The sequence below is a fragment of the Micromonospora sp. WMMC264 genome (assembly GCF_027497275.1).
Taxonomy (GTDB): domain Bacteria; phylum Actinomycetota; class Actinomycetes; order Mycobacteriales; family Micromonosporaceae; genus Micromonospora; species Micromonospora chalcea.
In genome coordinates, this window is sequence record NZ_CP114907.1 from 5710979 (window position 1) to 5722776 (window position 11798).

Below are 11798 nucleotides of genomic sequence, written 5' to 3' on the forward strand. Positions count from 1 at the left end.
CGGTGGGGGCGGGCGGGACGTCACGGGTCGGCACTACTCCGGGTCCGCGACCGCGACCATGGCGGGCCGCAGCAGCCGCTCGCCGAGCTGGTAACCGCGGCGCATGACCTGTACGCAGGTCGACTCGGTCACGTCGGCGGAGGTCTGGTGCGCCACCGCCTCGTGCCGGGTCGGGTCGAACGGGTCGCCCTTCTCGCCGAACGCGGTCAGGCCGAACTTGCCCAGCGCGGCGGTGAGCTGCTCGGCCACGCTGCCGAACGGGCCCACCAGATCGCCGTGCTCACGGGCCCGGTCCAGGTCGTCCAGGATCGGCAGCAGCGCGCTGAGCACAGTGCCGGTGGCCTGCTCCTGGACCAGGTTGCGGTCCCGGTCGACCCGCTTGCGGTAGTTGGCGTACTCCGCCGTGACCCGCTGGAGGTCGCGGGTGCGCTCCTCCAGGTCGGTGCGGAGCGACTCCAGCTCGGCGCCGAGCGGCGCGGTCGCCTCCGTCTCCCCGCTCGGCTCGGCCGGGGAGTCGACCACCGTCGGCCCGGTGACCTCGGCCTCGCCGCCGATCTCGTCGACCACGACCTCGGCCTCCTCGACCAGCCCTTCGGCGGGCGCGTCGGCAGCGGCGTCCGCCGCCGAGGCGTCGTTCGCCGGCTGCTCGGTCACCTTGCCGAGCTTGCGCTTGTCGCGGATGACGACCCGGGGTTCGTCGCCGGCGTCCTTGCCGGCGCCCGCCGACCCGGTGGCACCCGGGTCGGCCGCGCGTGGCTTGTCCGTCATGCGGTTACCTCATCCCTCTGCCGTGCGAATCGTGTCCGGGACCGGATGTCACTTCTTGTCCTCGTCCACGATCTCCGCGTCGACCACGTCGTCGTCGCCGCCGGCCTTCGGGCCACCGGTCGCGCCCGCGCCCGCGCCGGCGCCCGGCCCGGCCGCGCCACCCGGCGCCGCCTGCTCGCCCTCCTGCTGCTGGGCGTAGAGCAGCGAGCCGGCCTGCTGGGAGACCTGCGCCAGCTTCTCGTGCGCGGACTTGATCTTCTCGATGTCCTGGCCGCCGAGCGCGCTGCGCAGCTCGCCGAGCGCCTCGTTGAGCTGGTCACGGTTCTCGCTGGGCAGCTTGTCGCCGCTCTCGGCGAGGAACTTCTCGGTCTGCCACTGGAGCGCCTCGGCCACGTTGCGGGTCTCGGCCTCCTCGCGGCGGCGCTTGTCCTCGTCGGCGTGCTCCTCGGCGTCCCGGCGCATCCGCTCGATGTCGTCCTTCGGCAGCGAGGAGCCGCCGGTGATCGTCATCTTCTGCTCCTTGCCGGTGCCCAGGTCCTTGGCGTGCACGTTCACGATGCCGTTGGCGTCGATGTCGAACGTGACCTCGATCTGCGGCACGCCGCGCGGGGCCGGCGGGAGGCCGGTCAGCTCGAAGGTGCCGAGCTTCTTGTTGTAGGCCGCGATCTCCCGCTCGCCCTGGAACACCTGGATCAGCACCGACGGCTGGTTGTCGTCGGCCGTGGTGAAGACCTCGGAGCGCTTGGTCGGGATGGTGGTGTTGCGCTCGATGAGCTTGGTGAAGATGCCGCCCTTGGTCTCGATGCCCAGGCTCAGCGGGGTCACGTCGAGCAGCAGGACGTCCTTGACCTCGCCCTTGAGCACACCGGCCTGGAGCGCGGCGCCGACGGCGACGACCTCGTCCGGGTTGACGCCCTTGTTCGGGTCCCGGCCGGTGAGCTGCTTGACCAGGTCGGTGACGGCCGGCATCCGGGTCGAGCCGCCGACCAGGATGACGTGGTCGACGTCGGAGATCTTGATGCCGGCGTCCTTGACGGCCTGCTCGAACGGGCCCTTGCAGCGGTCCAGCAGGTCCTGCGTCATGCGCTGGAACTCGGCGCGGCTGAGCGTCACGTCGAGGTGCAGCGGGCCGGCCGAGCCGGCGGTGATGTACGGCAGGTTGATGTTGCTGGTGGTGGCGGCGGACAGCTCGATCTTGGCCTTCTCGGCCGCCTCCTTGAGCCGCTGCATGGCCATCTTGTCCTGCGAGAGGTCGATGCCGTGCTCACCGCGGAACGTCTTCACCAGGTGGTCGATGATGCGCTGGTCCCAGTCGTCACCGCCGAGCTGGTTGTCACCGCTGGTGGACTTGACCTCCACCACGCCCTCGGCCAGCTCCAGCAGCGACACGTCGAAGGTGCCGCCACCGAGGTCGAAGACCAGGACGGTCTGCTCCTTGGAACCCTTGTCCAGGCCGTACGCCAGGGCGGCCGCGGTCGGCTCGTTCACGATCCGCAGCACGTTGAAGCCGGCGATCTCACCGGCCTCCTTGGTGGCCTGGCGCTGCCCGTCGTTGAAGTAGGCGGGGACGGTGATCACCGCGTCGGTGATCTGCTCGCCCAGGTACGCCTCGGCGTCCCGCTTGAGCTTCATCAGCGTGCGGGCCGAGATCTCCTGCGGGGTGTACTTCTTGCCGTCGATGTCGACGGTCCAGTTGGTGCCGATCTCCCGCTTGACCGAGCGGATGGTCCGGTCGGGGTTGGTCACCGCCTGGCGCTTGGCGACCTCACCGACGAGCACCTCGCCGTTGCGGGCGAACGCGACGATCGAGGGAGTCGTACGCGAGCCCTCTGCGTTGGCGATGACGGTGGGCTCACCGCCCTCGAGAACGCTGACGCAGGAGTTCGTCGTGCCGAGGTCGATGCCGACCGCACGTGCCATGTTCGCTTCCTCGCTTCGTAACGGGTGAGCAGGTCAGACGGCCTGCCCGGGAGGGCCGCCCGGAAGCGACCGCACCACAAGTTGAGTGAACTTGACTCAATAGTGCCACGCCATCGCCAATCCGCAAGTCGAGGTTGAGCCGACCCGGCGCAACCCGACCGTTACTACTGTCCGGTTGTCTTACCTTGCGTCGGTCGGGCACGCTTTAGCGGTGACGACGCATGGCGATTCCGCCACCCGTGCCGGCGCGCCCGCCGTCGCAGCCCGCACCGGAGCCACCACCGGCGCCGACCAGCCTGCGCACGCCGCGGAGGGCCTGCCCGCCGCGCTCACCGGCCTGCGGTCGGCGATCGGCGCGGCCCGCTTCCCGCTCGCCCTCCCGTCGGCCGAGCCGGCCCGGCACGCCGCCACGAGCCTCACCGACCAGCTCGACGACTACCTGCTTCCCCGGCTGGCCCGGCTCGACGCCCCGCTGCTGGTGGTGGTCGGCGGCTCCACCGGCGCGGGCAAGTCGACGCTCGTCAACAGCCTGGTCCAGGCACGGGTCAGCGCGGCCGGGGTGCTCCGCCCCACCACCCGCTCCCCGGTGCTGGTGTGCAGCCCGACCGACGCGGCCTGGTTCCGGCAGGGCGAGCTGCTGCCCGGCCTGACCCGGACCACCGAGCCGAGCGAGCAGCCGGGCACCCTGCACCTGGTCACCGCACCGGCGCTGCCGCCCGGCCTGGCCTTCCTCGACGCGCCCGACATCGACTCGGTGGTCGACGCCAACCGGGCGCTCGCCGGGCAACTGCTCGCCGCCGCCGACCTCTGGCTGTTCGTCACCACCGCCGCCCGGTACGCCGACGCCGTCCCCTGGGAGCTGCTGCGCAGCGCCCGCGCCCGGGGCACCGCAGTGGCGATGGTGCTGGACCGGGTCCCCCCGGAGGCCGCCGACGAGGTCGCCGCCCACCTGTCCGAGATGCTGGCCGAGCAGGAGCTGGGCGCCGCGCCGCTGTTCGTGCTGCCGGAGACCTGGGTGGACGGGCAGGGGCTGCTGCCGGACCGGATCACCGCCCCGCTCAGTGACTGGTTCGCCCGGCTCGCCGCCGACGCCGACGCCCGCGCCGCGGTGGTCCGGCAGACGCTCGACGGCGCGCTGGCCGCGCTGCACCCGGTGGTGGAGGCGCTCGCCGAGGCCGCCGACGAGCAGTGCACCGCGGCCGACGCGCTGGACGAACGGGTACGGGCCGCGTACCGGGGCGCCGAGCGGAGCGTCGACCAGGGGCTCCGGGACGGCCGGCTGCTGCGCGGCGAGGTGCTGGCCCGCTGGCAGGAGTTCATCGGCACCGGCGAGTTCTTCCGGGGCCTGGAGGCACGCATCGGCCGGCTGCGGGACCGGGTCGTCGCGGCGGTCACCGGGCGGCCCGCGCCCGCCGCGGAACTGCGTACCGCGATCGAGTCGCAGCTCGTCACGCTGCTGCGCGGCGTGGCCGCCGAGGCGGCGGAGAACGCGTACACCGGTTGGAAGGCGCACCCGGCCGGCGCGGCGCTGCTTGAGCCGGACCTGGCCCACGCCTCGGCCGACCTGCCGGAGCGGGCCGAGCAGCTGGTCCGCGACTGGCAGCGCGGCGTGCTGGAACTGGTCCGGGTCGAGGGCGGCGACCGGCGGTTCGTGGCCCGCACCGCGGCGTACGCGGTGAACGCCACCGGCCTCGCCGTCATGATCGGCGTGTTCGCCTCCACCGCGTTCATCCCCACCGGGCTGGAGGTCGCCGCCGGCACCGGCACGGCGGTCGCCGGGCAGACCGTGCTCCAGGCGATCTTCGGCGACCAGGCGGTGCGGAACCTGGCCCGCAAGGCCCGGATCGACCTGCTCGACCGGACCGGCAAGCTGCTGGCCGAGGAAGCCGAGCGCTTCCTGGCCCGCACCGAGGCCGAACGCCCGGCCGACAACGCCGGCGCGGCGCTGCGCTGGGCCGCCCTGGAGGTCGAGCGGGCCCGGCACCGGAGTGGTCTGTTTCCGAGCCCCGAGCAGGACGGACGCCAGTGAGTAACGTCGTCGGACGGATGCGGGACGCGCTGCGCGGCGAGCAGCGGGTCGACCCGGACGTGCTCATCGAGCGCCTCCAGGCGATCCAGCGGTTCCTTTCCGCGGTGGACGGCGACGTGCCCGACGCTCAACTGGTCGCCGCGCACACGGTGGTCGAGCGGGCCGGTGACCGGCTCGCCCTCTCCGGTCGGCACACGGTGGTCGCGCTGGCCGGCGCGACCGGCAGCGGCAAGTCGAGCCTGTTCAACTCGCTGGCCCGGCTCGACCTCTCCCCGGTCGGGGTGCGCCGGCCGACCACCGGCGTCGCGCACGCCTGCGTGTGGGGTCCGCTGGACGGCGCGGTCCGGCTGCTCGACTGGATCGGCGTGCTGCCCCGGCACCGGTTCGTCCGGGAGAGCCCGCTGGACGCCGACGACGAGTCGACGCTGCACGGCCTCGTCCTGCTCGACCTGCCCGACTTCGACTCGGTGCAGCACGGTCACCGGCTGGAGGTCGACCGCCTGCTGGGCCTGGTCGACCTGGTGGTCTGGGTGGTCGACCCGCAGAAGTACGCCGACCGCGTGATCCACACCAGCTATCTGCGCGAGTTCCACAGGCACAAGGACGTCACGGTCGTGGTGCTCAACCAGGCCGACCGGCTGCACCCGACCGAGCTGCCCAAGGTCCTCGAGGATCTGCGCCGGCTGCTCGACGAGGACGGGCTGGGCGGGGTGCCGCTGCTGCCCACGGTAGCGGTCGACCCGAACGGGCTGAGCGGCCTGCGGGCCGAGCTGGAGCGTACGGTCGCCGAACGGCAGGCCGCCCTGCGCCGGCTCTCCGGCGACGTGGACGCCGTGGTGGCCGATCTCGAACCGCTCGTCGGGCCGGAACCGCCGAGCAGCAAACCCGGCGACGCCTCGGCGCAGGAGCTGAACCGGGCGCTGGCCGGGGCGGCCGGGGTGCCGACTGTGGCGGCGGCGGTCGAGGGGGCGTACCGGCACCGGGCCGTCAGCAACACCGGCTGGCCGCTGCTGCGGAGCTGGCGCAAGCTACGACCCGATCCGCTGCGCCGGCTGCACCTGCCCGGGCGGGACCCGGACGCGCCGGCGGACAGCCTGGTCGCGGCCACCTCCGTACCCGATCCGACGGCCGCGCAGCGCTCGGCCCTCACGCTGGCGATCCGCGCGGTGGCCGACCGGAACGGCGCCGGTCTGCCGGCGCCGTGGCCGGCCGCGGTGACCGCGGCGGCCCGGTCCCGGCAGGCCGACCTGCCGGGCGCGCTCGACCACGCGGTCGCCGCGACCGACCTGGGCATGGACCGCCGGCCGGCCTGGTGGCGGGTGGTCGGCGTGCTCCAGTGGGTGGTCACCCTGGCCGCGCTGGCCGGCCTGGTCTGGCTGCTCCTCGGGTACGCGGTGCGCCTGCTCGGCCTGCCCCCGCTGGAACACCCCACGCTCGGCGTGGTGCCGTGGCCGACGGTCCTGCTGCTCGGTGGCCTGCTGGCCGGGCTACTGATCGCGGCGCTGACCCGGCCGGTGGTCGGGTGGGCGGCCCGCCGGGCCCGGGCGCGGGCCGAGCGACGCCTGCTCACGTCGGTGGGCAGCGTCGGCGAGAAGTACGTGCTGGACCCGGTGTGGGCGGTGCTGACCCGCTACGGCACGGCCCGGGAGGCGCTGCGCGAAGCCGTGCGGCGCTGAACCCGGCGCGCTGACCGGTGTGGGGGCGGCCCGCGCGGCGTAGGGTCGATGCATGGCCACGCCACAGACCCCCTACGACGCGGTTCTGCACGCCGCGCGCGACGTGACGAGGCTCGACTCGGCCCTGGACGCGGAGATGCTCGGCGCCGCGTTGCTGGGCAGCGTCTACGCCGTCGCGGAGCACGACCGGGAACAGGCCGTCCGCGAGTTCGTCACCGGCTTCCTCGCCGCCACGTCCCGGCGGCGCAGCGCCGCCGCGACCACACTGCGCGCCGTCTTCGCCGCCCTGGTGCCCGACGCCGAGGGCGCCGCCCGGGTCCGGCCCGGCGCGTACGCCCCGACGTGGGCCGGCCAGCTCGGCCGGGTGCACGTCACAGGCGCCTGGGCGTACGGCGACGTGTACGGCGACCAGACGTCCTACCTCGCCACGTTCGCGTACGACGACGAGGAACAGGGCGGGCCGGAGCACGCGCTGGTGGCGCTGGTCGACCACAACATCGGCATCACCAAGGACGTCTTCGTCGGCGGCCCGGCGGCCCGGATCGTGGAGCAGGCCCGGGAGATCTGCACCGAGGACGAGTTCACCTGGTTCCGTACCGAGGACCCGGCCCGGATGCACGCCGAGGTGAGCCGCCACCTGGCGGTCACCGACGACCTCGCCGAGCTGCCCGCACAGGGCTCGCTCGCCACCGACCGGGCGCTCGTGGGCGCACGGCTGGCCGCGCTGCCCGGGCCGACCCCGCCGGCCGGTCCGGCGGTCGTGCCGCCGCCCACCGACGAGGAGCGCACCCGCCTGATACGCGCATTCCTCGACTCGCCCGAGGCGTCCCGGTTCGGCCTGCCCGAGGTCGCCGACGGCGAGCTGGCCTCGCTGCACTTCTGCCTCGGCCTGCTGCTCGACCACGCGGCCAGCTTCCCGGACGCCGACCCGATGCGGTGGAGCCCGATGGTCGCCGAGCTGTTCCTGCTCGACTGGGTGCACCGCCGGGCCGTGCTGGACATGGACGACGCGGCGATGCTGCCCCGGGTGCTGCGCGCCTGGGCGGCGTACGCGGCCCGGCAGCGCGGACTGTCGCAGTCGGCGGCCGCCCGGACGGACGAGGCGATCACCGAGATGGTCCCGGAGTTCGCGCGGCTCTACAGCACCGGTGAGCGGCGCAGCCCGGCCACCGCGGCGGTCGCCCAGCTGATGGCGGACGGCGTGGACCCGGACGACCCGGAGGCGCTCAACGCCTGGATCGAGGCGAACCGCCACCGCCTGACCGACGACCCGGCCTAGGCAGTCGCACACGCATGATCGGCACCACCTCGGCGAGGTGGCGGCATCACCCCGGCCGGAACCACACCACTACGCCGTACTGGTGTCGATCATGCGGGCGCCGGCCCTCGGTGGCCCCGCCCCTCGTTGATCCACGCCACCTCGCCGAGGTGGCTGCATCGAGCCGGCCGGAACCACACCAGCACGGCGTAACGGTGTCGATCATGCGGCCCTGGGTGCCCCGCGCGAGGGGCCTCCCCGAACCTCCTTGATCGACACCAGCACGGCGAAGTGGTGTCGATCATGCGCCTGCCGATGCCCTGACCAGCCGGACCTCGGTTGATCCACACCACCTCGGCGAGGTGGCTGCATCGGACCGGCCGGAACCACACCACCACCCCGTAATGGTGTTGATCATGCAGCCTGCGCCCTCCAGACCACCCCACCCCACACGAGGGCCAGGCCCCCGGACCCCTGTTGATCCACACCACCTCGGCGAGGTGGCCGCATCAGACCGGCCGGGACCACACCACCACCCCGTAACGGTGTCGATCATGAGGCCTGCCGTCCCCCGACCACCCCACCCCGGAACGAGGGCACACCCCCCAGACCCCTGTTGATCGACACCACCTCGGCGAGGTGGCTGCATCGGACCGGCCGGGACCACACCACTACGCCGAAGTGGTGTCGATCATGAGGCGCGGGACACCGATGGGCGGACCAGGCCGGAAGGAGCGGACGCGGCGGACGACCCGGCAGGACCCGACGGCTCGGCAGAACCGGACGGCTCGGCGGAACCCGACGGCCCAGCGGAACCGGTCGGCTCGGCAGGACCCGACGGATCAGCGGGACCGGACGTACCCGATGGGCCGGACGGGTCGGACGAACCTGCCGAGGGCGTCGGCTCGACGGACGTGGCGGACGGCTCGGGGCTGGGGCTCGGCTCGGGCGTCGGCGTACCCGGGTCGGACGGCGGGTGCGACGGCGACGGTGAGGGCACCGGCGAGGGGTGCGGCGGGCGGACCGGGGTGGGCCGGACCGGCGTGGACGGTGGCGGCGGCGCGGCCACCGGGCGGGACCGGTGGCGGGCGGCGAGGTCGCTGTCGTCGGGCAGGCTCGGCGCGGCGGGGAGGACGGGCCGCGCCGGGGGTACGGAGGTGACGTCGGGGGTGGGCGTGGACGGCACTGCGGGCTGGGTCGCCTGGGGCGGCGGGATCACCACCGGCCCGATCGAGGGTGTCGGCAGGAACGGGGTGCTGGTGTCGGGGAGCGCGCTGTTGCCCACCGTCGCCGATCCGGTGCTGATGGCGGCGAGGATCGGCATCGACGCGGTGCCGGCGAGCAGCGCCACTGTGAGCAGGTAGCCCCGGCTGGGGGCGCCGGCGCCGGGGGCGCGGTGCGCGCCGACGACCCGGCGGTACGGGGAGGCGGGCAGCGCGCGGTGCCGGCCGAGGAAGGGTGAGCCGGGGGGACCCTCTGGTTCGGACACCGGCACACTCCTCACGCGCGAACGGGGACGGGAGAGCACGCGCGGATATTCGGACAAATGCCGCGCAACAGCTCACCGCAAGCTTGACCCAGTGACGCTCAGTTCACCAGTCGCAACCGCGTGTCGACACACATTTTGTACGTCAGCCGATCCCGCCACTGGGGACAAAGACGGCTATCCGTCATGAAGACGATGGAACCTCACCCACCAAGGAGGCCATACTGTGGGCCCGCTCACCTCCTCTGCAATCATTCAGACACGACGGCAACGCAGCCGCCACCTCCGCGTACCCCGCGGCTGGTGCGGAACGGCGCCGGCGCTCCCGGGCCTGGGTCTGTCCCCGACCGACTCCGGCTCACGCCGCGCGGCAACCCCTACCGGGGTCAGGCGCGGTCGCCAGGGACCGACCCGGCATCAGCCGGGCGGGCGCACGAGGTGCTCGGCTCGGGTAACCCCCGGCGCCGGCGCAGACAGACAGGGAGAGACGGATGGCAAAGGGCGACCCCGGGGCCGCCACCCGCAGCAAGCGGGCCGCACCCCGCACCAGGCGCGCCGCCGCGGCCGGTGAACCGGAACTCGTACAGCTGCTCACGCCGGAAGGTGAGCGCATCGAGACCGCGCTCGGCCCGGACGGGACCGAGTACCGCGTCGACTTCACCGACGAGGAGTACCGCGGGCTCTACCGCGACCTCGTGCTGGTCCGCAAGCTGGACGCCGAGGCCACCGCGCTGCAGCGCCAGGGCGAGCTGGGACTGTGGGCCAGCCTGCTGGGCCAGGAGGCGGCGCAGGTCGGCTCCGGCCGGGCGCTGCGTACGCAGGACATGGCGTTCCCGACCTACCGCGAGCACGGCGTGCTCTACTGCCGCGGCATCGACCCGATCATGCCGCTGGGCCTGTTCCGCGGCGTCGACCAGGGCGGCTGGGACCCGAACGAGTTCAAGTTCAACATGTACACGATCGTGATCGGGGCGCAGACCCTGCACGCGACCGGGTACGCCATGGGTGTCGCCATGGACGGCAAGACCGGCGGCGAGGACGGCGAGGCGGTCATCGCCTACTTCGGCGACGGCGCCACCAGCCAGGGCGACGTCAACGAGTCGTTCGTCTGGGCCAGCGTCTTCAACGCCCCGCTGGTGTTCTTCTGCCAGAACAACCAGTACGCCATCTCCGAGCCGCTGGAGCGGCAGACCCGCGTGCCGCTGTACCGGCGGGCCGGCGGGTTCGGCTTCCCCGGCGTCCGGGTGGACGGCAACGACGTGCTCGCGTCGTACGCGGTGACCCGGCACGCGCTGGACAACGCGCGCAACGGCCAGGGCCCGAGCCTGATCGAGGCGTACACCTACCGGATGGGCGCGCACACCACCTCCGACGACCCGACCCGCTACCGCATCGCCAGCGAGGTCGAGGCGTGGCAGGCGAAGGACCCGATCGCCCGGATGAAGGCGTTCCTGACCAAGCAGAAGATCGCCGACGAGTCGTTCTTCACCGAGGTCGACGAGCAGGCCCGCACCGAGTCGGTGCACCTGCGCGAGCGTGTGCTCGCCATGCCCGACCCGCAGCCGGTGAGCATGTTCGACCACGTCTACCCCAACGGCTCTCCCGAGCTGGACGAGCAGCGGGCCCGGTTCACGCAGTACATGGAGTCCTTCGAGGGGAGCGCGCACTGATGGCCACGGAGACGCTCACCCTCGGCAAGGCACTGAACACCGGCCTGCGGCGGGCCCTGGAGAACGACCCGAAGGTCGTCATCATGGGCGAGGACGTCGGCAAGCTCGGCGGCGTGTTCCGGATCACCGACGGCCTCCAGAAGGACTTCGGCGACCAGCGCGTCATCGACACCCCGCTGGCCGAGTCCGGCATCATCGGCACCGCTGTCGGCCTGGCCATCCGCGGTTTCCGTCCGGTCTGCGAGATCCAGTTCGACGGCTTCGTCTACCCCGCGTACGACCAGATCGTGTCGCAGGTGGCGAAGATGCACTACCGCTCGCAGGGCAAGGTGCGGATCCCGATGGTCATCCGCATCCCGTTCGGCGGCGGCATCGGCGCGGTCGAGCACCACTCCGAGTCGCCCGAGGCGTACTTCGCGCACACCGCCGGTCTCAAGGTGGTGAGCTGCGCGAACCCGCAGGACGCGTACGTGATGATCCAGCAGGCGATCGCGTCGGACGACCCGATCGTGTTCCTGGAGCCGAAGCGGCGCTACTGGGAGAAGGGTCCGGTGGACCTGGACGCGCCGATCGCCGACGCGTACCCCCTGCACTCGGCCCGGGTCGCGCGGCCCGGCACGGACGCGACGGTCCTGGCGTACGGCCCGATGGTGCGCACCGCGCTCGACGCGGCCACCGCCGCCGCCGAGGACGGCCGCGAGCTGGAGGTCATCGATCTGCGCACGATCTCGCCGCTGGACCTGACCGCGGCGTACGAGTCGGTGCGGCGCACCGGCCGCTGCGTGGTCGTGCACGAGGCCCCGGGCAACCTGGGTCTCGGGTCGGAGATCGCGGCCCGGATCACCGAGGAGTGCTTCTACTCCCTGGAGTCCCCGGTGCTGCGGGTGACCGGCTTCGACACCCCCTACCCGGCCGCCCGGGTGGAGGAGGAGTACCTGCCCGACCTGGACCGGGTGCTCGACGCCGTCGACCGCACGTTCGGCTGGTGAGC

8 protein-coding genes are annotated in these 11798 nt (G+C 73.1%); 5 read left to right on the forward strand and 3 right to left on the reverse strand.

Going from position 1 to position 11798, the window contains the following annotated elements:
* Positions 1 to 33: 33 nt before the first annotated feature.
* Together grpE and dnaK are read right to left on the reverse strand one after the other, a co-directional pair.
* Positions 34 to 768, reverse strand: a complete 735-nt coding sequence (gene grpE / locus O7542_RS25330) for a nucleotide exchange factor GrpE (RefSeq protein WP_043327582.1) — start codon at positions 766 to 768, stop codon at positions 34 to 36.
* A gap of 48 nt (positions 769 to 816) precedes the next feature.
* A complete protein-coding gene (gene dnaK, locus O7542_RS25335; protein WP_043327583.1) occupies positions 817 to 2688 on the reverse strand; it encodes a molecular chaperone DnaK in 1872 nt (623 codons plus the stop codon).
* A 211-nt stretch (positions 2689 to 2899) separates the two neighbouring features.
* Between dnaK and O7542_RS25340 the strand changes: the two genes are divergently transcribed.
* Genes O7542_RS25340 through O7542_RS25350 form a run of 3 tightly spaced genes read left to right on the forward strand, consistent with a single transcriptional unit; the run spans position 2900 to position 7672 of the window.
* Positions 2900 to 4717, forward strand: a complete 1818-nt coding sequence (locus O7542_RS25340; protein ID WP_064447964.1) for an ABC transporter — start codon at positions 2900 to 2902, stop codon at positions 4715 to 4717.
* Positions 4718 to 4734: 17 nt separating this feature from the next.
* Positions 4735 to 6393 carry a GTPase gene (locus O7542_RS25345; RefSeq protein WP_166457394.1) on the forward strand — a complete coding sequence of 553 codons (1659 nt, stop codon included), beginning with the start codon at positions 4735 to 4737 and terminating at the stop codon, positions 6391 to 6393.
* A 52-nt stretch (positions 6394 to 6445) separates the two neighbouring features.
* Positions 6446 to 7672, forward strand: coding sequence for a hypothetical protein (locus O7542_RS25350; RefSeq protein ID WP_064447966.1), 1227 nt, complete (start codon positions 6446 to 6448; stop codon positions 7670 to 7672).
* 670 nt (positions 7673 to 8342) lie between these two features.
* Here O7542_RS25350 and O7542_RS25355 read toward each other — a convergent pair.
* Complete coding sequence (locus O7542_RS25355) at positions 8343 to 9140, reverse strand: hypothetical protein (protein WP_166457379.1); 798 nt, start codon at positions 9138 to 9140, stop codon at positions 8343 to 8345.
* A 488-nt stretch (positions 9141 to 9628) separates the two neighbouring features.
* Between O7542_RS25355 and pdhA the strand changes: the two genes are divergently transcribed.
* Both pdhA and O7542_RS25365 read left to right on the forward strand, forming a co-directional pair.
* Complete coding sequence (pdhA, locus tag O7542_RS25360) at positions 9629 to 10807, forward strand: pyruvate dehydrogenase (acetyl-transferring) E1 component subunit alpha (protein WP_030500531.1); 1179 nt, start codon at positions 9629 to 9631, stop codon at positions 10805 to 10807.
* The gene (locus O7542_RS25365) at positions 10807 to 11796 is read left to right on the forward strand and encodes an alpha-ketoacid dehydrogenase subunit beta (RefSeq protein WP_030269708.1); all 990 of its coding nucleotides are present in this window, start codon (positions 10807 to 10809) and stop codon (positions 11794 to 11796) included. Before pdhA ends, O7542_RS25365 begins: the two co-directional genes overlap by 1 nt.
* The last annotated feature ends 2 nt before the right edge of the window (positions 11797 to 11798 follow it).

Coding starts and splice junctions, on each gene's coding strand:
- O7542_RS25345 (WP_166457394.1), top strand. CDS start 4,735: ATGCGGGACGCGCTGCGCGGCGAGCAGCGGGTCGACCCGGACGTGCTC.
- O7542_RS25350 (WP_064447966.1), top strand. CDS start 6,446: ATGGCCACGCCACAGACCCCCTACGACGCGGTTCTGCACGCCGCGCGC.
- pdhA (WP_030500531.1), top strand. CDS start 9,629: ATGGCAAAGGGCGACCCCGGGGCCGCCACCCGCAGCAAGCGGGCCGCA.
- O7542_RS25365 (WP_030269708.1), top strand. CDS start 10,807: ATGGCCACGGAGACGCTCACCCTCGGCAAGGCACTGAACACCGGCCTG.
- dnaK (WP_043327583.1), bottom strand. CDS start 2,688: ATGGCACGTGCGGTCGGCATCGACCTCGGCACGACGAACTCCTGCGTC.
- grpE (WP_043327582.1), bottom strand. CDS start 768: ATGACGGACAAGCCACGCGCGGCCGACCCGGGTGCCACCGGGTCGGCG.